At 38.0% G+C, this 23439-nt stretch carries 19 protein-coding genes and 1 pseudogene; 8 read left to right on the forward strand and 12 right to left on the reverse strand.

What is annotated here, in order from left to right:
- The first annotated feature begins 43 nt into the window (after positions 1–43).
- Positions 44–901 carry a putative beta-lysine N-acetyltransferase gene (gene ablB, locus BLS33_RS17675; RefSeq protein ID WP_089892651.1) on the forward strand — a complete coding sequence of 286 codons (858 nt, stop codon included), beginning with the start codon at positions 44–46 and terminating at the stop codon, positions 899–901.
- 845 nt (positions 902–1746) lie between these two features.
- Here the strand turns inward: ablB and BLS33_RS17680 are convergent.
- The 3 genes from BLS33_RS17680 to BLS33_RS17695 all read right to left on the reverse strand — a co-directional run bounded on the left by BLS33_RS17680 (position 1747) and on the right by BLS33_RS17695 (position 6212).
- Positions 1747–2118 (reverse strand): endonuclease domain-containing protein, encoded by a 372-nt coding sequence (locus BLS33_RS17680; protein ID WP_089892654.1) that lies wholly within the window; start codon positions 2116–2118, stop codon positions 1747–1749.
- Between the two features lie 464 nt (positions 2119–2582).
- Entirely contained in the window at positions 2583–4700 is a 2118-nt protein-coding gene (gene scpA / locus BLS33_RS17685) for a methylmalonyl-CoA mutase (RefSeq protein ID WP_089892656.1), read from the reverse strand.
- Between the two features lie 138 nt (positions 4701–4838).
- Positions 4839–6212: a methylmalonyl-CoA mutase subunit beta gene (locus tag BLS33_RS17695; RefSeq protein ID WP_089892659.1), complete on the reverse strand. Its 1374-nt coding sequence runs from the start codon at positions 6210–6212 to the stop codon at positions 4839–4841.
- 504 nt (positions 6213–6716) lie between these two features.
- Between BLS33_RS17695 and BLS33_RS17700 the strand changes: the two genes are divergently transcribed.
- Positions 6717–7427, forward strand: coding sequence for an FkbM family methyltransferase (locus tag BLS33_RS17700; protein ID WP_089892662.1), 711 nt, complete (start codon positions 6717–6719; stop codon positions 7425–7427).
- Positions 7428–7460: 33 nt separating this feature from the next.
- On the opposite strand, the gene BLS33_RS17705 is transcribed toward BLS33_RS17700, so the two are convergent.
- Positions 7461–8816, reverse strand: a complete 1356-nt coding sequence (locus BLS33_RS17705) for an undecaprenyl-phosphate glucose phosphotransferase (RefSeq protein ID WP_089892665.1) — start codon at positions 8814–8816, stop codon at positions 7461–7463.
- A 656-nt stretch (positions 8817–9472) separates the two neighbouring features.
- The gene (locus tag BLS33_RS17710) at positions 9473–10468 is read right to left on the reverse strand and encodes a hypothetical protein (RefSeq protein ID WP_089892666.1); all 996 of its coding nucleotides are present in this window, start codon (positions 10466–10468) and stop codon (positions 9473–9475) included.
- Between the two features lie 315 nt (positions 10469–10783).
- Between BLS33_RS17710 and BLS33_RS17715 the strand changes: the two genes are divergently transcribed.
- From BLS33_RS17715 to BLS33_RS25435, 6 genes and pseudogenes are all read left to right on the forward strand, one after another.
- The gene (locus BLS33_RS17715; protein ID WP_089892669.1) at positions 10784–11008 is read left to right on the forward strand and encodes a hypothetical protein; all 225 of its coding nucleotides are present in this window, start codon (positions 10784–10786) and stop codon (positions 11006–11008) included.
- Between the two features lie 4 nt (positions 11009–11012).
- Entirely contained in the window at positions 11013–11255 is a 243-nt protein-coding gene (locus BLS33_RS17720; RefSeq protein WP_089892672.1) for a hypothetical protein, read from the forward strand.
- A 563-nt stretch (positions 11256–11818) separates the two neighbouring features.
- Positions 11819–12568, forward strand: a complete 750-nt coding sequence (locus tag BLS33_RS17725) for a WecB/TagA/CpsF family glycosyltransferase (RefSeq protein WP_089892675.1) — start codon at positions 11819–11821, stop codon at positions 12566–12568.
- Positions 12569–12586: 18 nt separating this feature from the next.
- A complete protein-coding gene (locus BLS33_RS17730) occupies positions 12587–13606 on the forward strand; it encodes a Gfo/Idh/MocA family protein (protein ID WP_089892678.1) in 1020 nt (339 codons plus the stop codon).
- Entirely contained in the window at positions 13606–14472 is an 867-nt protein-coding gene (locus tag BLS33_RS17735) for an aldo-keto reductase family protein (RefSeq protein WP_089892681.1), read from the forward strand. The genes BLS33_RS17730 and BLS33_RS17735 overlap by 1 nt, the downstream gene beginning before the upstream one ends.
- A 938-nt stretch (positions 14473–15410) precedes the next feature.
- Positions 15411–15716, forward strand: a pseudogene (locus BLS33_RS25435) (integrase core domain-containing protein); the annotation flags it as partial.
- Here the strand turns inward: BLS33_RS25435 and BLS33_RS17745 are convergent.
- From BLS33_RS17745 to BLS33_RS17775, 7 genes are all read right to left on the reverse strand, one after another.
- Positions 15713–18103, reverse strand: coding sequence for a GumC family protein (locus tag BLS33_RS17745; protein ID WP_089892687.1), 2391 nt, complete (start codon positions 18101–18103; stop codon positions 15713–15715). The pseudogene BLS33_RS25435 and the gene BLS33_RS17745 sit on opposite strands and share 4 nt — an antisense overlap.
- Positions 18104–18446: 343 nt before the next feature.
- Entirely contained in the window at positions 18447–19538 is a 1092-nt protein-coding gene (locus tag BLS33_RS17750; protein WP_089892690.1) for a glycosyltransferase family 4 protein, read from the reverse strand.
- Positions 19538–20020, reverse strand: a complete 483-nt coding sequence (locus BLS33_RS25310) for a serine O-acetyltransferase (RefSeq protein ID WP_089892693.1) — start codon at positions 20018–20020, stop codon at positions 19538–19540. The genes BLS33_RS17750 and BLS33_RS25310 overlap by 1 nt, the downstream gene beginning before the upstream one ends.
- Positions 20017–21126 carry a glycosyltransferase gene (locus tag BLS33_RS17760; protein ID WP_089892696.1) on the reverse strand — a complete coding sequence of 370 codons (1110 nt, stop codon included), beginning with the start codon at positions 21124–21126 and terminating at the stop codon, positions 20017–20019. Before BLS33_RS17760 ends, BLS33_RS25310 begins: the two co-directional genes overlap by 4 nt.
- Positions 21123–21653, reverse strand: a complete 531-nt coding sequence (locus BLS33_RS17765) for an acyltransferase (RefSeq protein ID WP_089892700.1) — start codon at positions 21651–21653, stop codon at positions 21123–21125. The genes BLS33_RS17760 and BLS33_RS17765 overlap by 4 nt, the downstream gene beginning before the upstream one ends.
- Before the next feature lies 1 nt (position 21654).
- On the reverse strand, positions 21655–22788 hold the full coding sequence (locus BLS33_RS17770; protein WP_089892702.1) for a glycosyltransferase: 1134 nt from the start codon (positions 22786–22788) through the stop codon (positions 21655–21657).
- 62 nt (positions 22789–22850) lie between these two features.
- Complete coding sequence (locus tag BLS33_RS17775) at positions 22851–23438, reverse strand: serine O-acetyltransferase (RefSeq protein WP_089892705.1); 588 nt, start codon at positions 23436–23438, stop codon at positions 22851–22853.
- Between the last annotated feature and the right edge of the window lies 1 nt (position 23439).

Consider the following 23439-nt stretch of genomic DNA (forward strand, 5'->3'; position numbering starts at 1 on the left):
CGGGTTTCAACTGATTTATGAATCGATTAATTTTTAGTTTCAAATGTTTGATACGATAGAACGAATAGAAGGAGGCCTTGTTCATCATGGCAAGGGGAATAAAAGGGTGTATTTGCTGGAAGCCGATCATGGCAACTGGAATCAGTTGATTTCCAGTATGAAAAACCTAGCCCAGCAACGGAAATATGATAAGATCGTAAGTAGGGTTCCCGAGGCAGGCATTGCTTCGTTTCAATCAAAGGGCTATCAGGTGGAAGCTAAGATTCCCGGTTTATACAATGGGGTGAGTACAGGATATTTTGTAGCTGATTTTTTGAATAAGGAGCGCTCGAATTGTGCCGAACAAAAGTTAAAGATGATCCAGTCGGTAAAGACAATTGCTTTGGCGGCGGCCAATACCGCCCATAATTCGTTTATGGCTCTACCCGATGCCTTGGAGATTCATCAGCTGCGTAGCGAAGAGCTTGACGAATTGACAGCCTTGGCCCGGTTGAACGAAAGAGCGTTCCGGTCGTACCCCTTTCCCATTCACGACAAGTCTTTTCTGATCGAATTGTTACAACAAGGGTACGAGTTTTATGGTTTATTCGAAAAGGGGCAACTGATTGTAGCCAGTATCTTGCGGCCCAATGAAGCGGAATCGAATATGGAAATCGTTGATTTTGTTACCAATTCCAATTACCGAGGTCAAAACCTTTCGTATTATTTGGTACAGAAAATCAAGAAAAAAAGTGCAGAAAGAGGACTGAAAACTATTTATACTTCGGTTAGGGCAACTTCTTACGGACTCAACATTACCTTTAGCAAACATGGTTTTTCGTATGGGGGTACGTTATTGAACAATACCTTGATCGGTGATACGATGGAAAGTATGAACGTTTGGTATTTGAGCCTTAATTAATAAACCTTCCGCTTCCGATTCAAAATTCTATATAAAATTTCAATCTGTGTGCTCCCCTCTTTTTTGCAGCCGGGAATGAATTCCGGTTGTGCCAAGTTTTTGGTAGAATAGGAAGAAAGGGGAGTTTAGTTTACTATAAATTTAAATAATATAAGCTAACCCTCCGTCCCGCTACGCGGGCCACCTCCCTTTGAAAAAGGGAGGAGCCTCCTCTGATTCAGATTTGTTTATCACAGTCAAATTTATGTGCTCCCCTCTTTTACAAAAGAGGGGAATGAATTCCGGTTGTGCCAAGTTTTTGGTACAATAGGAAGAAAGGGGAGTTTAGTTTACTATAATTTACACATTTTAATAAGATAAGTTAACCCTCCGTCCCGCTGCGCGGGCCACCTCCCTTTGAAAAAGGGAGGAGCTACCTCTGATTCAGATTTGTTTATCACAGTCAAATTTATGTGCTCCCCTCTTTTATAAAAGAGGGGAATGAATTCCGGTTGCGCCGAGTTTGGCGCAAATGGAAGAAAGGGGAGTTTAGTTTTACACAATTTACATAATTAATAGTAAGGTTAACCCTCCGTCCCGCTACGCGGGCCACCTCCCTTTGAAAAAGGGAGGAGCCACCTCTGATTCAGATTTGTTTATCACAGTCAAATTTGTGTGCTCCCCTCTTTTTTACAGCCGGGAATGAATTCGGGTTGTGCCGAGTTTTGGTGCAAAACGGAAGAAAGGGGAGTTTAGTTTTGCACAATTTACATAATTAATAGTAAGGTTAACCCTCCGTCCCGCTTTGCGGGCCAGCTCCCTTTGGTAAAGGGAGGAGCAAAACCCTGTTCAACCTCTTGCAATCTTTAATCATTTTCCTGGAAATTATCCTTGATTTCATCTAAAACGGAACTTAAAAAATCAAAGACCATTTTATTCTCAAACCTAAGAACCTTGTAACCCAATCCGTTTAAATAGGCAGTTCTTTTTTGGTCATATTCTGCTGCGGTCGGATTATTATGAACTTCCCCGTCCAATTCAATAATCAATTTCTGTGAAGCGCAATAAAAATCCACAATGTAATAGCCTATGCTATGTTGTTTGGTAAAACGTTTTCCGTCTAGCTGCCTTGCTTTTATATGTGACCATAAAAATGCCTCTGCAGGGGTCATGTTTTTTCTTAGTTCCCTTCTTCGTTCCTGAAGTTCTTTTTTTGAATGTATCTTCTTTGGTTTCATAAACTCAATCTGTGTGCTCCCCTCTTTTGTGAAAGAGGGGAATGAATTCCGGTTGCGCCAAGTTTTGGTGCAAAACGGAAGAAAGGGGAGTTTAGTTTTGCACAATTTACATAATTAATAGTAAGGTTAACCCTCCGTCCCGCTGCGCGGGCCTCCTCCCTTTGAAAAAGGGAGGAGCTACCTCTGATTCAGATTTGTTTATCACAGTCAAATTTATGTGCTCCCCTCTTTTGTGAAAGAGGGGAATGAATTCCGGTTGTGCCAAGTTTTTGGTACAATAGGAAGAAAGGGGAGTTTAGTTTACTATAAATTTAAATAATATAAGCTAACCCTCCGTCCCGCTTCGCGGGACACCTCCCTTTGAAAAAGGGAGGAGCCTCCTCCGATTCAGATTTGTTTATCACAGTCAAATTTATGTGCTCCCCTCTTGTAAAAGAGGGGAATGAATTGGGAGAAAGGGGAGTTTAGTTTAAAAGTAATTCCAAAACCTGAATAGCGGCTTCAGGAATTTTCGTGCCGGGACCAAAAATAGCAGTGGTACCCTTATCGATCAGAAATTGATAATCTTGTTTGGGGATGACCCCTCCGACAATGACCATAATATCTTCCCGCCCATAGTTTTTAAGCTGTTCGATAACTTGGGGTACCAAGGTTTTATGCCCTCCTGCCAACGAAGAAATACCTAAAATGTGTACATCGTTTTCCACGGCTTGTTTGGCAGCTTCTTCCGGAGTTTGAAAAAGCGGACCGATATCAACGTCAAAACCGAGGTCAGCATAGCTTGTTGCCACCACTTTGGCACCACGGTCATGGCCATCTTGTCCCATTTTAGCTATCAAGATCCGAGGGCGACGCCCTTCCTCTTTTGCAAAGCGGTCAGCCAGTTCCCGAGCCTTGAGAAAATGTTCGTCTTTTTTTATTTCTTTGGAATACACCCCCGATATTGTTTGTGTTTTTGCCACATGCCGCCCAAAAGCGACTTCCAGTGCCGTACTGATTTCCCCTAAGGTTGCCCGTGCCCGTGCGGCTTCTATCGTTAAAGCTAGTAAATTATCGGTATTCTGAGGAAGGACGGTATCTTTTTCATGGGCAACCGCAGTCATCCTTTTTTTGGCTGCCGCCGTCAGTCGTTTTAAAGCAGTGGTAACGTCTTCGGTATTCCTTTTCTTTTTGAGCAGTGCCAAACGTTTTAATTGTTGGTCGCGCACGGTTTTATTGTCCACTTCCAAAATTTGTAGCGGGTCTTCCGACTCGAGTTGGTATTTGTTGACACCCACAATAATGTCATGGTCGTTATCGATATTCGCTTGTTTTTTTGCAGCGGCTTCCTCGATACGCATTTTCGGAATTCCGGCTTCTATCGCTTTGGTCATCCCGCCCAATTCTTCGACTTCCTGAATTAGTTTCCAGGCTTTTTGTGCGAGTTCATCCGTCAATTTTTCCACATAATGGCTACCTGCCCACGGGTCTACCGTTTTGGTGATTTTGGTCTCTTCCCGCAGAAAAAGCTGCGTATTTCGTGCAATGCGTGCCGAAAAATCGGTGGGTAGCGCAATGGCCTCGTCCAAGGCATTGGTGTGTAGGCTTTGGGTGCCGCCAAAAACGGCTGCTGCCGCTTCAATGGTCGTGCGGGCAACATTATTAAAAGGGTCTTGTTCCGTAAGGCTCCAGCCGCTGGTCTGACAATGGGTACGGAGGGCCATGGACTTCGCATCTTTCGGATTGAACTGTTTTACCAATTTCGCCCAGAGCATACGTCCGGCGCGCATTTTGGCAATTTCCATAAAGTGGTGCATTCCAATGCCCCAAAAGAACGAAAGCCTAGGAGCAAGGGTATCGATATCGATTCCCGCTTTTAATCCCGTACGCAGGTATTCGAGACCATCGGCAAGGGTATAGGCCAATTCGATTTCCGCCGTGGCCCCTGCTTCGTGCATGTGGTATCCCGAAATACTGATACTATTGAATTTTGGCATATGGGCGCTGCAATATTCGAAAATGGCACTGACGATTTGCATGGAAGGCGCTGGCGGATAAATATAGGTGTTGCGCACCATAAACTCTTTGAGAATGTCATTCTGAATGGTTCCTGTGAGCAGTTCGGGGGCTACGCCCTGTTCTTCGGCAGCGACAATATAAAAGGCCATGATGGGCAATACGGCCCCGTTCATGGTCATGGAAACCGACATTTTATCCAAAGGAATTTTATCGAACAAGATTTTCATATCCTCAACGGAATCGATGGCGACTCCGGCTTTACCTACGTCGCCCGCCACACGTTCGTGGTCGCTATCGTAACCACGATGGGTCGGCAGATCAAAGGCTATGGAAAGTCCCTTTTGGCCTGCTGCCAGATTTCTTCTATAAAAAGCATTGCTCTCTTCCGCTGTTGAAAATCCGGCGTATTGGCGTATGGTCCAGGGACGCTGTACGTACATGGTCGCATAGGGTCCCCGTAAAAAAGGCGGGATACCAGCCGCAAAATCCAAGTGCTCGAATGATGGGGAATCTGAAGTAGCTTCTTTTTCTGTCTTCCCGATCAAGGTCAGCTGTTGTACGTTTTTTCGTTTCCTATGTTCCATTTTGTTTTGGGTTAACCCTTAACCATTAACCTTTCTTCTTTCACCGTTTATTTTTTAACCTTCAACTATCAACTATCAACTATCAACTATCAACTATCAACTATCAACTATCAACTATCAACTATCAACTATCAACTATCATTCTTCTTTCAACCTTTGTTGCTCCGTAGCTTCTGCCAAACGTTTCGGAATAATAGGAACGATCAAGGTCTTTCGTGGGTTTGTTTTTACAAACGGATACAGTTCCAACGTATCTTTTACGGTTTCGGTGGTTTTTTGGAAGGCATTGGTACCGACCAATATTTCATTATGCGCATCGAATGCCAATTGTTCTTTTTGAGCACTTTCGCTTATTTTTCGTTGAATAACACCCGTTTTCAACTGTTTTAAGTATCCACCACTGGCTTCTATAGTTTTAAAAAGGTCCAATGCTTTTTGGGCCAATTGTTGGGTAAGGGTCTCGATATAGTACGCACCTCCGGCAGCATGGGCGACCTGATTATAATGACTTTCATGTTTGAGCAGCAACAACTGATTTCGGGCCAGTCGTTCCCCAAAATCATTGTCTTTGTGATAGATAGCATCATAGGGTGCATTGCAAATCGTATCGGCACCACCAAGAATGGCGGACATACATTCGGTGGTCGTTCGCAGCATGTTCGTGTTCGGGGAATATAGGGTTTTGTTCCGTCTGGTAGGTGTGGCCACAATATGGCAATCGGGGGCAATATCGTAAGTCTCGGCCAAGGTGCGCCATAAGAGACGCAGTGCGCGGACTTTGGCTATTTCAAAAAAGTAATTGCTGCCCACCGCTATTTTAAAAGTTATGCCCTTAATCAATGGTGGGGCCAGGAAATGCAGGTATTCGTGAGAATGCGCGAGGGCATAGGCCAACTGCTGTACCATAGTCGCCCCGGCATTTTGGTATAGCGAAGCATCGACCGATAAAATGCTGGTATTGCTATGCGCTTTTGATAACTTTAGAATTTCGGATACTGTTGCAAGGTCGGTGGCTTGGTTGGTATACCAATTTCCTGATTGCACAAAATGGCCGATGGGATCGAGATGCAAAAAACTACGTGTGGCGGTAGTTGTAGCTTTTAAAATTTGTTCCGCATACGATTTCGATAAAAATTGACTCTTGAAATGCAGAGGGGTTTTGAACATGTCAATTCCGTTGATCAGTGTTTTAACCGCTATCTTTTCCGAGGGAATATTAAATAACAGACTTTCCACACCGCGTTCTAAGGCTTTCAACGCTTTGGTATTCGTCCTTTTGGCATCGGCTACAAACAATTCTTGCCCTATCGCCCAAGTTTCAGGTACGTTTGGTTGGTCTAAAACGTTCTTTTCGAGGTCATCGGCATGGTAAAAGGGTTTGATGGGAATACCTTCCAACGACTCATAGATCATATTTTTATTATAATCCGCTCCCTTTAGGGCATACTGAATCTGCTGTTTCCAAGCTTTTGCCGAAACCGGTTGAAAATCGTCAAACAGTTTTTTCTCCATAAAATCGTTAAAATAGTAATGTGCAGTTAAGCCAAAATCCACGATTGCCCTATACGTCCTGTCAGCATTAAGGTAACACTAATGGTAGTGAAAAGTACGATTTTCGCAGTGAACAGGAAAGCATTTCAAGGAACTTCAATCGGTAGTTTTGTGGGAAAAAAGTAGCCGTCCTAGAGCATTGATAACTTAAAGTTATGGGCTAAGCTTAAAACGCTAGTAGTAAATACATTGCCTTTTTTGTGTTTTTTAGTGGCAGAAAAGCCTAATTCATATGCCCTTACAATTTGAAGGGCTTTGGTAACTTCTTTCCAAGATTATGGCTACCCGAATAAATGTATTATATTTAAGAAGAAGAAGTTCCATGATATTTATATGTTTTAGTAGCTAATCCCCCGTATTTCGCCAGCAATCGGCAGCTTTGTGGAATATTTTTCTAGAGAGTAGTTGTGTTCGACCAAACACTTGATACTTCCTGAAAATTAACAGATTGCTAAAAAGAGGGGTATGTTAGAACGAATTAAGAAAGTAGTAAGGGGCGTACGAAGATCGATTAAAACCGGACATTTCAAAAAAGAGTTGTCTTGTGAACATCTTTGGCTGGGTACGCGTTACGGGGGTTTTTATGTTTGGCCTGGATCTTTAAATGAAAACTCGATTGTATATTCCTTTGGAATAGGGGAAGACGTATCTTTTGATAGTGAGATCCACAAAAGGTATGGTTGCCATGTGTACGGCTTTGACCCCACACCAAAATCAATACGGTGGATCAAAGGTCAAAAGCTTTTCGAGAAATTTCATTTCCATGAATTTGGGTTGAGTACACAAAGTGGGTTCGCCAATTTTTTCTTGCCGAAAAACCCCGATCATGTATCGGGTAGCTTATTTGTGAACAGCAATACGAGTGCCCTGGAAAAAGTTCAGGTAGAGATGCGATCATTGGAAGATATTGTAACTGAAAATCAACATACACATATTGACGTGCTGAAAATAGATATTGAGGGTGCGGAATATGGTGTTGTCGAAAGTATCTTGGACAGCGGTATCTCGATTACCCAAATTTTGATTGAATTCCATGATCGTATGATAAAAGATGGCGTGTCTCAATCGAAACGATTGGTCAAAAAATTAAAGGAGAAGGGATACGGTATATTTGCCGTTTCGGAATCTTTTGAGGAAGTGTCTTTTGTCAAAAGGGACAGGCTACTGCAATCCTGATGAGGTTGTTTTTTGGTGTGACGGTTAGTGCAACTAATACGCTTTTTCTTCCCCCAATACCGCGTTGAAAACGGTCTTTACAATAATCCGTAAATCAAGGGCAAAGGTCCATTTTTCGACATAAAAAATATCGAGCCGAACCCTATTCAAAATATCGGCTTTTTTAAGTATTTCACCTCGGTAACCGCGTACTTGCGCCAAGCCCGTTATACCTGGTTTTACAAAGTGGCGTACCAAATATTTGTCGACCGAAGTTTCATAATCTTGGGTATGTAGTGCCATATGGGGACGCGGACCGACAACACTCATGTCGCCCAAAAGCACATTAATAAATTGAGGCAATTCATCGAGACTCGTCTTTCGCAATATCTTCCCTATTCGAGTAATTCGCATGTCGTTTTTGCTGGCCATTTTTGAATGGGCATCGGTGCTGGCCGTCATGGATCTAAATTTATAGCACCAGAACGGTCTACGCTTAAACCCGTGCCGTTTTTGTTTAAAGAACAAGTCTCCGGGAGACTCCAATTTAATTAAGATATACAACAAAGGGGTAAGCCAAGACAGTATACAAACAATGACGAGCGAAGAGAAAATAATATCAAAGGTCCGCTTAATGATACGGGCAAATTCGGTATCCAAGGGTACTTTTCGCAGGTTAAGTACGGGTACATTACCATACGATTCTATCGACATGGCCCTGGAATATATTTCCTTATTGTCTAGTATTATTTTAAACCTGATTAAGTTATTGTCTGCAAAATCGATAAGATTTTCCAGTTGTTGATGGTTAAACTTTGAGGCGACACAGTAAATTTCATCGATTTCGTTTTGCAAAATATAGCCGAAGCAATCGACGATTTTACCCAAATAGGTAGGACTTTTAGATTCTTGGTCATCAAAAAAACCTTTATATCGATAGCCCAGTTCGGGATCGTCAAATTCCTTTCGAATTTTCTTTAGGTTGCCATCCCTGCCAATAACAATCACATTGACAGAATTACCACCGACCATTCTATATTTGCGTATAGTCCAAAAGAAGATTATTCGATACCACATGAGACAGACACAGATCAATAAAAAGACCAAAAGTTGATAGTACAGCGAAGTAAAGTTTCGGCCTATAAGCCCGAATAAGGCAAAATAAGCAAGGCCATAGATGACGAACAATTGTATCATTTTATGAAACTTGGTCATAAAACGTTCTTTCCGATCTTTTGGGTAATAGTTTAAAAAATAGGTGATGAGCAGCCAAGAAATAGTGTAGTACAGAATGTTAAACGGGTTGAGGTAGGTTTCCGGCGTAAGAAAATAGAGTACGCCATTGATAATCCCCAAATTGAGGACAATGGAAACTGGAATAATAAGGTCGGATTTCTTATACCTTTTCATGGGCAAGATTAAAATTTCCGATATTACTTTTTAACATAACCATTGGTTTTAATACAAAAACATGCTGGTTATCCCTGATACTTTTATAGCATTGAGGGCACCAAATAGGTCAAGCAAATAATGGGTGTTTAAAACATGTTTTTGAAATACCAAAGACATTTTCACAACTGGTAAATGTATGACATAGACTTAAAAGTGACAAGTGCCATACTATTTTATTATAAATAATGTAAAATATTAGGTATATAAATAAGTTATTCGTAATATTTTCTTTTGATTGACTCTTTTTTTAATTTGGTCAAGAACAAATTTTAGTAATAATAGGCGTTAGAGAAGAGCTATTAAGGTATATCATACCTGTTTTTTCCGAGTTGCGAAGCTGATTTCCAAGCGGTACCCTTTTTATTGACTAAACCAAAAAAAATATCACGCACAGTAACCGGCACTACATATAAAAGTATTGGTTTTAGATTGTAAGATATACCTTAATCGAGAAGCTTTAAAGGAAACTAAAATTCTGGAGGAGTAAAACTTTAGAATTATTTCAATAAATGGAAATACAAGTTTTAAAATGCTTTTGTGAATTGAATTAAGAGGTCTAATCTTCCGAAAATCATCTAATAGATTTTCTAAATTAGAGCTGTAAAAGCACGAAATTAATTAATCTGCTCCCAAGCATTGCCACTACTTTGCAGTTGGGTTACGCTCCCTGCAGGAAATTCAGTTTGCCACTGCGATTGGGAATCATTGTAACCGCCACCATTTGCTATTCGAACCCTAGTATTTTCTGTAGGATTATTAATATCTTTAGGACTTGTTTTTATAATATATATTCTGCCAATACAGGTTGAAGGATCGGGTAATGTAACCCATGTAGACCAAGAAATAATAGTAGTGTGGTGTTCCTCGGTTAAAATTCTCGGATACCCAATAGGTTTGGAGACGGAACCTTGTATACTTAAGGTTGTCAAATTATCTGAAAATAAGCTAAATTCTGAATCATCTACAAATGAACCAATCCGTAGTTGCTTATTCTCTTCATTCCAGTATAAGTTGGCATTATCTTCTGAAGGTTGAGTATTAGCTCCTGCAAAAAAAATAGAACCTTTGGCACCAGTATGCCCACCGACTGCTACCGCATCTAATTGTAATCTAGTAACAAAATCTTCGGGTGCCGTACCATCTTCTCCTTTTACCCGACCAAGAAATTCAGCAATTTGCGCGTCTACATCACCAGTATCTACCGTAAGTTTAGCCGTAAGGGTCTTTTCTTCAGCTATAGATTGGGCAGTTGTAAGGTCCACATAATTCTGAAACTGTGATGCTAGATCAGTTTGGTCTCTTAGGTCTCCTGTAATAGCACCCCAAGAAATATTGCCTGTACTGCTTCCAGCGCATAAATTGTTCCAATTTGTACCATCGTAGTAAAAAATACAAGAAGCGTCAGTGTTATAAACGATAGCGCCTTGTAGTGGGTTTAGAGCGCGCATTTCGGTTTCAGAAACACGGCTTATAACTAAAGCCTTGGTAGTACTCTCGAGCTCTAACAAGGAGGAAGAATCTAAAACTTGTGGATTTTCCCCAATTTTGATTTGAGCGGAAACCAAGTTTGCCAAAATGAGCAATGAAATTAGAAGGGGGAACTTTTTCATAGCGTTGTTCGTCACTAGAATGATAGCTTATTCAAAGTAGTGATCATATAATACAATGAATAAAGTTATAAAAATATTATGGTTTTAACGTTTTTTATCGACATTGTGTTAAAAACATCGATATATTAAATCATTATTGTCTTCAACGGGGCATATTTGAAATTGAATGATATTAGAAAGAGGTTAGAAGCTTTTTAATATTTACCCTATTTAATACCGTCAATATCTTCTTTTCTTCTTAGCACTTCCTGTACTTTTAGAAACTGAATTTGGCTCAAGAAAATTCCAGATTATACGATTAAATTTGTACAATTGATGATATTTATAGGAATGTTAACTGCTTTCGGCAATCCCATATCTGCAGCAGCAGGTTCGCAAGGCAAAATTCGTAATTTCCAATTAATTGCTGGAGGAATAAATATAACGATAGTACCTATAGCTTATCACATTTTTAAAATATGTTCAGTTCCTGAATACGTTTTTTATTGTTCAAATAATAATTTCAATAATAGCGGAAATAGCAAGGTTATTAATAATTAAAAACATGATTAATCTATCACTAAGAAGTGATTTTAATGAGGTTGTTGTTACAAGTACGAAGGTTATTTTTATGTCAATTATTTTACCAGTAATACTTGTTTTAAATTTACCTAAAGATTTTCTTTCCTTTATAATTGTTGGCTTAAGTTGTTTACTCTCTGTTAGTTATGCTATTTTCTTTTTTGGTCTGAATAAATTAGCAAAGGAATTTGTCGAAGAAAAAATAATAGTACTCAAAAATAGGTGATCAGTAGCCATGAACTATTGTAATAGATGATATGGAATGGTTGTAGATAGGTACGCAGTGTAAGAAGGTATAGAACACCGTTGATAATTGTCAGATGGACTGCAATGGACATGGGAATAATCAAATCGGAATACTTAAATCTTTTCATCGACAAGCTTAAAATTTCCGATAATTATCTTCGACATAACCAACAATTCTAGCACAAATAAATACGATTGATTGCTTATGTTTTTTAGTATTGGGGAGCTACTAGTAGGTTAATCAAATAAGGGATATGTAAATAGTGCTTTTTGGGAGAGATAAACTCCATTTTTAATAAGAGGTAAATGTAAATAAATGGCTTTAATCGAACAAGTCAAGATGTGAAATATTTGAAGAATTCCTATTATATTTGGAAATATTGATGAGTTTGATAAATATTTTAGAGTATGGTGATTGAAATGATATTTTGGCGGATCTTTACCTAGTATATTGAAAATATTTTTTTTATTTTCTTAAATTGCCCACCTTTATGAAATGGCTGCTATATATTTTCTTGGCAGATTAAATGGAATATTTCAATTATGAGCCCATATACGGAAAACTTTACTAACATTTTTGGTTATAACGTGTTCTCTTCCACCTTAGACGTTGTCGATGCAGAGGAAAGACAAGTATTACTGAATACTTTTAGTCCTAATTCTTATGGAATAGCACTAAAAGATAAGGCTTTTGAAGCGGCACTTAAGAATACAGACTATCTAGTATTAGATGGTATGGGAATAGCTATCGGTTCCTTGTTTCTTCATGGTAAAAATATAAAAAAAATCGCCGGCCAAGATTGTTTTGATTTTTTTATGGACAAAGCTAATGAACGACATTGGCGGATATTTTTTATGGGATCATCAACGCAAACATTAGAGAAAATTATAAAAAGGGCCAGTCGAGATTATCCTAATATTGAGTTGGCCGGTTATTCTCCCCCTTTCAAACCTGAATTCTCTAAAGAAGATAATAATGAGATTGTTCGTGCTATTAATGATTTTGATGCCCATGTAGTTTTTATAGGTTTGACAGCACCTAAACAGGAGAAATGGGCATATGAACATAAACATCTACTCAATGCAAAAGTAATTAGCACTATTGGGAATGTTTTTGATTGGTATGCAGGCAATAGTAAGAGACCCGCGAATATCTGGATAAAGCTCCGTATGGAATGGTTTGTTCGCATATTTATGCGACCTGAAATTTTAAAAAGAAATACTGGAAATCAAATGAAGTTTTTTAGAGACTTGCTGTTTCATGTACTCTATATAAAAAGAATAAAAGCTTAAGTTTCAAATACGAAAATTATGATAAAAGTTGGTCTTATAGGTGCTGGTAAAATGGGTATCTCTCATTTAGCTATATTGGGTGCACATCCCGATGTGAAAGTTGTGGGAGTTTGTGACACTGCGAAAATGGTTGTGGGTGCTCTTGAAAAATACAGCAAATTTACGTGTTATAGCGATTATCGAAAGATGCTTGAAAAGGAGAAACCTGACGCGGTATTTGTTGCTTTGCCTACTAAATTTCACTATAACTTTGTAAAAGAGTTGCTTCAAAAAAAAATTCATGTATTCGCTGAGAAACCATTTTGTCTGAATCCCGAACAAGGGGCAGAGCTTAAGGAATTGGCAAAAGTAAATGGTTTGGTCAATCAAGTTGGGTACCACAATAAATTCATTGGAACCTTTAAAGAAGTCAAGCGACTGATTAAAGGTAATTATTTAGGTGAAATCCATCATTTTGTTGGAGAGGCTTATGGACCGGTCGTTGTAAAAAAAAAGAGTGATACTTGGCGGTCCGATCCGGCTGAAGGCGGCGGATGTTTAATGGATTATGCTTCTCATGTAATTGATTTAATCAATGATATTCTCTCTCCGGTAGCCTTGGCGAAAGGCACCGATTTAAAGTCGATTTACTCCTCTAATGTAGAGGATGCTGTTTATTCTCTTTTGGAGTTGGAAAACGGGGCAACTGGTATTTTGTCGGTGAATTGGAGTGATGATACCTATCGTAAGATGTCTACTTCCATAACAATTATGGGCGAAAAAGGTAAGATTATTTCCGATGCTAACGAATTAAAAGTCTATTTTAAAGACACCGACTGCCCGACTGGTTACTCGAAAGGCTGGAATGTAAAATATATCACAGACTTGACCGACCAAGTTGATTTTTATTTGCGAGGTGAAGAATATTCAGCACAAGTAGATTATTTTGTAAAAGCGGTTGAAGGTAAAGTACCCAATGACATAAATACATTTGAAAGTGCCTGGCTTACCGACAGGGCTATATCTATCATTAAAACCAAAGCAAAAGCAACTATATAATGGAAAGAATCTTATACGGAGACAATCAGTTTTTTGCGGTCAATCATATTTCTGACTCCAAATCTAGAGAGCAGGCGATGAAGTTTAAAGATAATTCAGCCATTATCAAAACACTTGACTTTGCAATTGATGCGGGGATACAGACTTTTATGTGTACCACACATGATAGAATTGCTCAAATTTGCGATACCATACGGACTAATCCTAACCGTTACGGAGATTTTAAGATATACCCTTGTATGCCTTATGCTCATAAATATGCCAATGCGGTAACTGAATTGGGTATTGCAGGTACTGTAAAACAATATGTGCCGGGTAATCTTTTTGGAACCATGTTTAAAGGAGGCATGGCATTTGTATCAAAAGACTACCTTAAAATCATGGAACTTCTGATAGATGCCGAAATGAAAATGTTTAAGGGTATAAAAACACCTGTTATTTTTCTTCAAAATGTGATAACGGATCTTTTACTTGGTTTGGGAATGGTAGATATTTTAAAGGGTTTTTATGATTATGTTGCCAAGAAGTATGATGCGGAGGCTGGTTTTATAACCATGAATATGCCCTTACTTCTAGATACCTTGGAATCAGTTGGTATTCAGAATCCAATTATCTGTGCTTCGATAAATAAAGTTAATTTTCGAATGTCAGGGGGGAAAGAAATTTACGAAGAAACATTGCGAACTAGGAAATTTCGAGCCATCGCCATGCAGGTATTAGGTGGTGGTGCAATACCTCCAAAAGAAGCTCTCGAGTATGTTTGCAGTCTACCTAATGTAGAGTCAATACTTTTCGGAGCATCATCCAAGGGGAATATAGAGAATACAGTATCACATATTAACTATTTCGACGAAGCAAAAAACTGAGTGAAAATATTTTTTTGATTATACATTTCTCGACCCTATCTTGGTTCGGGGTTTTCGCTTTAGAGCCCTTCATTATGTAGCCTTTCCCGTTTTGAAGGCTTCCCTAGTGTTTCGGACAGTATAAAAATTTACTACTTTTATATCCTGAAGAGGAGTAGATTTAAGGAAACACAGATCGTTGCCATGTTGCAATAGTATGACTGGGGAATGAAGGTCGCCGACATCTGTCGCGAAAAGGGCATTACCACCGCGACTTTCTATAGCTGAAAGCGCAAGTACGGCGGAATTGACGCTCGGCAATTGAAAGAGCGAAAATCCCTTCAGGATTAGAACTGAAGGCTCAAAACCTTCTGCGCGACCTGGGCCTCGACCAACCTATCCTAGGACAACATTGAAAAAAAGCTCTGAGGCATTGAAGACGAAGGGAACTGGCGAAGGGTATCGTGATAGAGGAGGGCCTGAGCATAGCAAGCAAGGGCCAGTGGGGTCGTGCCTTTGCCATTCGATTGGTTCTACAGACACATCCGCAAGCAAGGCCATAAATAAAATCGAAAACGGGTATTGAGGGTTTATCGCTTATTGGGCATACAGCTCAGGAGAAAGATCAAAAAAAGGTTGCCCAAAAGGATAAAGGAGCCCTTTGCGGCGCTAGCTAAGCCAAGGGAGGTGTGGAGCGCGGACTTCATGTCCGCAGCCTTATAACGTAAAGGAGCCTCAGGGTCTCTAATCTGATGGACGATTTCAATCGCGAGTCACTTTGCTTGAAAGGGAACTTCTCCATTTTTGGGATATGGCTGGTGGAGTATCTCTGGGAGGCCATAGTGGTCCAAGGCAAGCCCTTAGCTATAAAGGTCGACAACGGCCCTGAGTTCCTTTTAGGGTCTTCGTCAACAATTGCGAGGTCGAGGACATCGAGATAAAGTACATACAACCGGGCGGGCAGACCGAGCCAGAACGATTTCATCGAAAGGTACAACCGGCCGTATCGCGAAGATGTGCTAGATGCACATTTGTTAAGGGACCTCGAGGAGGTAAATATGGAAACGGAACTCATCAGGGAGGAATATAATAGGTTCTATCCCTGTAAGTCTTTAGACGGAAGTAGCTCCGAAAGAATTTATAGATGTTTTTCAAAGGGGCATGCCCCTTTGAAAAACATTTTGTTTAATTTGATCGTTGTACAAAAAGGGGGCAGGTCTTCATCCTGTCCACCCAATCGTAATTCCCGCTTTTACTTACTTTAAAGGGCACGAGCATTACCTGATTTGTATGGGTAACCGTAAATATAGCCATAACTCGTATCTGCCATTTTAACATCATTAAGCAGAAAACCCAAATTTTTTAACTTATTGTCAGCTTTGGCTTCTAGGGCAAATTCAAGCACCTTCTTTTTGGTTTGCCCTGCCCGAATCAGATAGAGTGTTAGATCGGCGTAGTGACTAATTAAAAAGGTATCGGCCAATAATAGGGCCGGGGCCGTATCGACGATGATATAATCAAAACTATTTTTAAGTTCTTCGAACATTGGCCCTATTTTATCATTGCGGAGCAATTGGGTCGGGTTGGCAGGTATCGGGCCAGAGGGTAAGACCTTAAGGTTTTTATGTAATTTGGAATCTTCTATAAAATCAACTATTGCTAAATGAGGCCCCTCCAAATAGCGACTTAACCCTTTTGTACTTAACGCGCCATCTTCATACCGCTGCAACTGCGGGTTTCTTAAATCGGCCCCGATTAGAATAACGCTTTTGCCTGAAAGCGCTAAGGTCATGCCCAGGTTGACTACTGAAAATGTTTTGCCTTCCCCCTGAACAGATGAGGTGGTAAAAATACAGGTGCCACCTGATATGGTGTTGGTCTTCTTAAGCTCGTATTGGAGGTTGGCACTTAAAATATTAAACGATTCGCAGAGCAAAGACCTTTCTTTAATGGAGACCAAGGCAGGTTCCCCAGCCAATACATGTGGTATTTCGCCTACTATTGGAATGCCTTGGGCAAGTTCCTTAAGCTCTTTGCGGGTGTTTATTTTAGTATTGATCAGTTTTTGAATGTGGATACTCAGAAAGGGTATAAACAACCCCACCATTAATGCCAAGCCCAATACCATTTTCTTATTTGGTGATATAGGGTTGTTAAAACTGTAGGCTTCATCCACTATTTTAGCTTTGGGCGCTTTTGCGGCAAGGGACAGGGAATTTTCTTCCCTTTTTTGCAATAAGAACAGGTAAAGCGCCTCTTTGATGTTTTGTTGGCGTTCAATGCTACGAAACCGTCGTTCTTGGGCCGGTACTTCGGCAATATGAGAACCTAAAATACCGGCTTGCCGACCTAAGTTATCTTGCGCTATTACTAGATTCGAGCGCCGACGCTCTAAACTTGCCTGTACATTATTTTTTATTTGTTGAATTTGATCGGTCAAACGAACGACGGTGGGATTCCGTTCTGTGGCGTCAGTAAGCAACCGATTTCGTTCCAATACCAAATTATTGAATTCTTCAATCAGAGCATTTGTACCTGATTCATCAATACCTAAATTTGTGGGCAACAGATTGGAATCATTTGTACCTAAATGAGTGATCATCGCATTGATTACTTCCAGTTCCGTCGAAACTTCTTGTTGCTTGTTCTTATAATCACTGACATCTTGGATGATAATGGACGATTCGGTTTCAATATCGGTTAATTGATTGGTTGATTTGAATTGCTCTTTCCCCGTCTCTACCGAATCCAATTCAGAATTGATTATGTTTAATCGTTCGTCAATAAAAAAAGCGGTATTCCGTGCAATTAGGTTTTTGTTTTCGATAGCCTCCTGATTATATTCAAAAATCAATTGATCCAAGATGTCTTCTGCTTTTTGCCGAACGGTACCTTCTAAACTCAGTTTGATCAGGGTAGAATTTTCATCGATCAAAGCCACCTCCAATTGTGATTGTAGCGAAGTAGCTACCTGATTCACCGTCAAAAAGTGTACCTGTATATTTCTCTCGATATTAGAAGTCAAAGTATCCCACTTGTTATTTGGCTCCACAATAAAATCGGCGAAACCCATTTCCACGATTTCCCCTAATTTATGTGTGGCTTTGTATTTTCCTTCAACCTGTTCAATCTTAACCGTATTTTGGTCAACTTCTGTTATTATGAGAAGGTTTTGTTCTTCATCCATCGCTTTTTGTAAAGCCGATGCATCCAATCGCATTAAGCGTAGTTTATAGGGGCTTTGGGCATACAATTCTTTTACAGTCAGACCTTTGTCGCTGAAGTATTGCACATTCAGACCCAAAGCCTTTACGGCATTAAGCATCAGTCGTTTCGACCGCATTAGGCCCAATTCATTTTCAATACTGCTAGTCCCTAACCCTCCAATCATATTCAAATCAACGTAACCCCTCGCGTCACTCGTGGGAGCCGTACGTTTTTCGTCTTCAAGAATCACTGACGCGACTGCTAAATAGACGGGCTTGGTAAGCTTGAGATAGATGACAGCCATTACAAGAGCCAAAACCCCTCCCAGTACAAACCATTTCCAAAAACGGAGATATCCGTCTAAAAGGTCCCTTATATCAATAGGTTTTTCCTCTAAAGCTAAGTATTCGGCAGCTATTTTTTGGTGTTCATTATTCTCTTTCATAGTAGTGCACTAATTTACTAAATGTTAGTTGGTATTGTATTCAATAGAAACTAATAACTCAGATTGGTATAAAAAGTGTAGATAAAATTAAAAACTATTTTTGGCCACACCTAGACATTTTGTGTTGTTTCTGTTTGCAAACCATTTTTTGTTGAGCGCGCCCCATTTACTCGAGCCATATATTATTTATAATAAACCCCAAAGTTATGTTGCTAACAGGGTAATCAATTAATAACTTTGTAAAAATTGATACACAGTTTTTTTTAAATAGTCCTGAAATTCCGACTGGTAATCTTGGCATAAAGAGGAATTACTTATTTTATTAAATTGACTGATTAATACTTTAGTGTTGTTGATATACTAATATTAGTTTAGATTGAACAATTGAAGACGTAAATTTGCTAGCAACTATTGCCTGCATATCCTTTGAGAAATCTGCCCATAAATTTTGTTGCCATATTTCAATAATTAAATCAGAATAAGACTTTGTGTTAAATTCAGTTATTATCAAACGATCGGAACTCACAATTTCTCTATTAAAACCATAATCACTGCATATAGGAACAAGGCCCAAAGCCATGGCCTCCGTTAAAGAATTAGAATGGCCCTCCCTAGGTTCTTGGGTAGGAAATAGAAAAAAATGCTTATCCTTTAATTTTTCAACTAGGTTTGAACCAAAAGCAGGTGGTGATAGTTTTATAAAATCAGCTAATTTTTCTTCTCTAATTTTTTCTTTTATTTGTTCAATGTATTCAAATTCCCCTTCACCAATTAATTCTAATTCACAAGGAATTTCCTTGTTTTTTAGTTCTACACAAACATCTAATATGAATAAAACATTCTTAGTTGCTGACATTCTTCCAAAGTAGACTAATTTTATGCGACCATTGTCCCCCAATATATTTATTTTTCTTGGAGTTACAAGTCCCATGATGTAGTTAGGATAATGGACTATTCTTTTCGCTGCCAATTCATTTAAAAATTCAACATATCTTTCTCCTTGCACCAATAGGACATCCGAAGAAAGAACTGCTTTACGAAAAAAAAATTTATACAATTTAGAACCCACTATATATGACTCTTTTACTCCCCCCGCACGCAACTCATAAATACAATTTTTGCCTAAAAGTTTAACAATATAAATAAGTATTAGTTCTTGATAGATAAGGTGCATATAGAAACCAGAGATATGAACAATTTGAACATCTCTGTTTTTTAAAATTTTGAATAACAGCAAAAAAGGCATAAAAAATAAACAAAGTATGTATCTTATTTTGCCTATCAAACTTTCAGAAGAATAAGGTTTTCTTAGCTGAATTACATCAAACCCCAATTTCTCTAGAATTGATATGGTTTTAAGATTTCCCGATTCACCACCACCAACAACTTTTGAGTTTGCCTTACCTAAAGGACCATAAAATATTACTTTTGCCATTAATTATTAATTGTTTTTATGACATGTGCCGGATTTCCAACAACAATTGAGTTTGGAGGCACACTTTTAACCACCACACTACCGGCGCCTATAATAGAATTTTTGCCGATTTTTACATCTCCAATTACAACACAGTTTGCCCCAACGTCGACATAATCGTCTATTATAGGAGACTTGCCTCCAGGTTTTGAATTCCCAATAGTTGTATTATGGCGCAAAGTAACAAAGTTGCCAATTTTTGTATGGCTATTTACAATTAAACCTTGCCCATGAAGAACCTTAAGCCCTCCACCAATAAAGGTTGTGTCCGGTATTTCAATACCTAAAACCCACTCTACAAATATTTTATACAATATGCGAACCGGGATGCCTATAATTTTTAACCCTATATTTAGAGTAAAAAAGTGACTTACCCTGAAAAGAATAATAAACATCAGTCCCTTTGTATTATTTTTATTTGACGAGAAATCTGCTTTTATCATTTATTTATAAGTAAATTATACATTTCAATATATTCAGCTGTCATTCTCTGTAAATTAAATTTGGAATCAACTGTACTCTTTGCGGCCATAGATAGTTTATTTTTCAATACTACATCATCGAGTATTTGAAGAATATTTTCACATAATTGTTCACTATCATGCGATTTTATAAGAAAACCATTTATACCAGATTCAATAATCTCAGGAGTACCTCCATCATTTGTTGCTACTACAGGAACACTAAAAGCAAGAGACTCCATAATAGCATTTGATACGCCCTCTTTATGCTTGTTAGGGTTGGTACATAATACTGATACATCTGTTATCTTTAAAATATTTTCCACGTCAGACCGAAAACCAAGAAAATTAAAGAACGCTCTTTCGTTCTGAGAAATCAGTGACTGTAATTGCAATAAATTAGGACCATTACCTACAATTAGAAAGAAAACATCTGTTCTTTTTTTGATAATTAATTTTGCGGCTTTAATAAATGTTTTATGATCTTTATTGTCATCTAAACGGGCAACCATAGACACAATGTAATTTGCATTGATACCCATTTCCTCTTTAATATCATGTCTTTTAGGGCCGGAGCTATTATATCTTTCTTCATTAAAACCATTATAAATGACTTTAGCTTTTCTTTTTGGTATACCGTATGCTTTAATTCCTGCCGCAGAATTCCCTACAACATAATTGGCTAACCAAGAATTGACAAGAATAGTAAATCTTTCAACGGAATAATTAGCTGGCTTATTACAATTTGCCACATAAGACCCAACATACTTAAAACGCATAAAGCACCGTATAGGATTTGTAAAAAAAGCAGAAAAAACACCCCAAACTTGAACAATATCGGGATTGAATGTTTTCAACAATCGGTATAGGGTAAGGCAAGTTTGTACGACGTTTAATCCCTTATTTTTACGATTTATAATATTCAAATCAATATTTGCCTCATATAACTCCTGATAGGCTATATCATTATTTATGATAATTACCTGTATATTATTATAGCCTTGCTTATTCAGTCCTTGTATCAGTTGGAGGCATCTGCGCTCTTTTCCCCCACCACCAAATGTATCTAGCACAAATGTTATTTTCATTTTAGGGCATCCTTTATTATAAAAGCATTAGAAGGCATTTTTATTAGAAATTTTTTCTTCTGTTGGCCACTCTTCTTTTTAAGAGGGATTATTATTTTCATCATTTTCACTTTATACTCTTCCGTTGTACAGATATATTTTGCCGGCACACCGGCTACCACCATGTTGTCTGGTATGCTTTTGGTCACAACACTATTCGCTCCAATTACACAATTTTTACCAATACTGACACCGGGCATGATTACTGCATTATTACCTATATAGCTATTATCACCGATAACTATTTTTCCAAATACGTCAAAATCTGGAATTTCATCCCTAAACACCCATACACCACCATCATGATTTATAAATTGAACATTGGTTGTAATATGTACATGATTACCTAATGTAATTAAATAGGGTTCTGAACCCCAATTTTTAATAGCAATTTTACAGTTTTCACCAATAGATACACCAAGACTTCTTGCATAGGATATTGGAGGTTGCCTATATTTATTTATAAGATTTAGAATTTTTTTCAGCATTTTAGATTCCCTTTAAAAATTCATCGATTTTAGTAGATAGTATTTTGTAATCAAAATTGGCTTTGGAGATTTCATAGGCTTTATCTGCTAAAGTTTGATTATCCGCTATTATCACACTATTTAACTTATGCACATAGTCATCTACGGTATAACTATCAACTAAAAAACTATTGTCATTGCTAAAATAATTTACTACTTCGCCCCATTTATTCGACATAAATGGGGTTTTACACGCTGTATATTCAGCTATTTTATGGGGAAATCTTGCTTTATGCTGCTCAATTTCAGGCAAGGGTATCAATAGTAAATCTGCCCCCTTATATAAACCTATTAATTCACCATAATCAATTCGGCTTTTCAGATGTATTTTACTAGTATTTCTAGCTTCCTTTATTAATTGGTTTACTATTTTCATTTGGCTCTTACTACCTGAAACAATTAAAATTAAGTTTAAGTCTGAGTCTGCTTTTTCGATAACCTCAATTACAAATTTTAAAGTATCTAGATATGCAGCTGATGCACAATAAAGAAGGTTTACTCCTTCTAATTCAATTTTATTAATTTCATCAAGTTTTGAAATATCACAAATGACCGGTATTTTTAATCTAGGAATGTTGTTGTTATAACTATCCATTAAACTGTCGCTAATCAGTAGTACTCCGTCATATAAATATTTGTTATAGCTATCAAAAAGTTTATCGTTTAAACTAGCATCTTTATTATCTCCTAAGGCTTCGTTTATATCCCCTATATATTTATACCCTAAAATAAACGATAAAAGTCTATAATATACCGTACTAAAAAAGCTAGTTCTTACTGTGAATAAGATGTTTTTGGTGTTTGATTTTCTATGTTTAATGATATAATACGTTTCCAAAAAAAAACCTAAAATTTTATTTGCAGATCGTAAGAAGAAATTTGAAGGTCTGTAAGCAATAGGGCTGGCACATAAATAATCTACTCCTTCTGCTTTTCCTTTACGCACAACCTTTTCGTCTTTATCAATTAGTCCAAATTTTGATAGGACTAGACAACTATTTCCTTGAAGCACGAAGCCTTTTGCGATTAAAAGCTGCCGTTGTATCGTTGCCATACCAAAAGGAAAACCATTGGCTCCTATATATATAATATTCATAATTTTATTTAGTAATATATAATCTTTGCCATAAAACTTTTGGGCTACTACTTTAATCTTTTTTATAATTCAAAATTTTCAAAATAATGTCGTTCAGTAAACTCATCAAATTCTTTTAAAATATTTCTATTGGGAACACCTACTGCAACAGAATTGTCAGGCACATTTTTATTTACCAAAGCGTTAGCACCAATAACAACATTATTGCCAATACATACGCCTCCAACAATAACGACACCTGGAGAAATTCTAACTTTATCACCTATAATGGGAGCCTCATTTTTTTCAGAAGCAAGTGTTACACTGTGAGTCAACATTGCATTATTGCCAATTATAGATTTAGAATTTACCACTAAAGCCATACCATGGTTAATTTTTAAACCATACCCAACTTTAACAGTTAAAGGAAAGTCTATACAATATTTTGTGCTCAATTTTTTGTACATTATTTTTGCGATAAATGCGAAAAGAAAATATTGCCTTTTTCTATTCAATAAGTTGTAATGCCGAGCTAAACGAAACCAAACTATAAAACGAAAAATTTTATTTGTTCTATAGGCTTTGATAAAGGTATATTTTGATACTCCTGTTCCTAATCTGTATAAATCAGATTTTATATACTTAATTAAGTTTGTCTCATTCTCGACCATG

The sequence above is a fragment of the Kriegella aquimaris genome, assembly GCF_900103215.1.
GTDB classification, from domain to species: Bacteria; Bacteroidota; Bacteroidia; order Flavobacteriales; family Flavobacteriaceae; genus Kriegella; species Kriegella aquimaris.

What these genes read in the sequence shown, in the direction of transcription:
- ablB (WP_089892651.1), top strand. Translation starts at nt 44, where the DNA reads ATGTTTGATACGATAGAACGAATAGAAGGAGGCCTTGTTCATCATGGC.
- BLS33_RS17680 (WP_089892654.1), bottom strand. Translation starts at nt 2,118, where the DNA reads ATGAAACCAAAGAAGATACATTCAAAAAAAGAACTTCAGGAACGAAGA.
- scpA (WP_089892656.1), bottom strand. Translation starts at nt 4,700, where the DNA reads ATGGAACATAGGAAACGAAAAAACGTACAACAGCTGACCTTGATCGGG.
- BLS33_RS17695 (WP_089892659.1), bottom strand. Translation starts at nt 6,212, where the DNA reads ATGGAGAAAAAACTGTTTGACGATTTTCAACCGGTTTCGGCAAAAGCT.
- BLS33_RS17700 (WP_089892662.1), top strand. Translation starts at nt 6,717, where the DNA reads ATGTTAGAACGAATTAAGAAAGTAGTAAGGGGCGTACGAAGATCGATT.
- BLS33_RS17705 (WP_089892665.1), bottom strand. Translation starts at nt 8,816, where the DNA reads ATGAAAAGGTATAAGAAATCCGACCTTATTATTCCAGTTTCCATTGTC.
- BLS33_RS17710 (WP_089892666.1), bottom strand. Translation starts at nt 10,468, where the DNA reads ATGAAAAAGTTCCCCCTTCTAATTTCATTGCTCATTTTGGCAAACTTG.
- BLS33_RS17715 (WP_089892669.1), top strand. Translation starts at nt 10,784, where the DNA reads ATGATATTTATAGGAATGTTAACTGCTTTCGGCAATCCCATATCTGCA.
- BLS33_RS17720 (WP_089892672.1), top strand. Translation starts at nt 11,013, where the DNA reads ATGATTAATCTATCACTAAGAAGTGATTTTAATGAGGTTGTTGTTACA.
- BLS33_RS17725 (WP_089892675.1), top strand. Translation starts at nt 11,819, where the DNA reads ATGAGCCCATATACGGAAAACTTTACTAACATTTTTGGTTATAACGTG.
- BLS33_RS17730 (WP_089892678.1), top strand. Translation starts at nt 12,587, where the DNA reads ATGATAAAAGTTGGTCTTATAGGTGCTGGTAAAATGGGTATCTCTCAT.
- BLS33_RS17735 (WP_089892681.1), top strand. Translation starts at nt 13,606, where the DNA reads ATGGAAAGAATCTTATACGGAGACAATCAGTTTTTTGCGGTCAATCAT.
- BLS33_RS17745 (WP_089892687.1), bottom strand. Translation starts at nt 18,103, where the DNA reads ATGAAAGAGAATAATGAACACCAAAAAATAGCTGCCGAATACTTAGCT.
- BLS33_RS17750 (WP_089892690.1), bottom strand. Translation starts at nt 19,538, where the DNA reads ATGGCAAAAGTAATATTTTATGGTCCTTTAGGTAAGGCAAACTCAAAA.
- BLS33_RS25310 (WP_089892693.1), bottom strand. Translation starts at nt 20,020, where the DNA reads ATGATAAAAGCAGATTTCTCGTCAAATAAAAATAATACAAAGGGACTG.
- BLS33_RS17760 (WP_089892696.1), bottom strand. Translation starts at nt 21,126, where the DNA reads ATGAAAATAACATTTGTGCTAGATACATTTGGTGGTGGGGGAAAAGAG.
- BLS33_RS17765 (WP_089892700.1), bottom strand. Translation starts at nt 21,653, where the DNA reads ATGCTGAAAAAAATTCTAAATCTTATAAATAAATATAGGCAACCTCCA.
- BLS33_RS17770 (WP_089892702.1), bottom strand. Translation starts at nt 22,788, where the DNA reads ATGAATATTATATATATAGGAGCCAATGGTTTTCCTTTTGGTATGGCA.
- BLS33_RS17775 (WP_089892705.1), bottom strand. Translation starts at nt 23,438, where the DNA reads ATGGTCGAGAATGAGACAAACTTAATTAAGTATATAAAATCTGATTTA.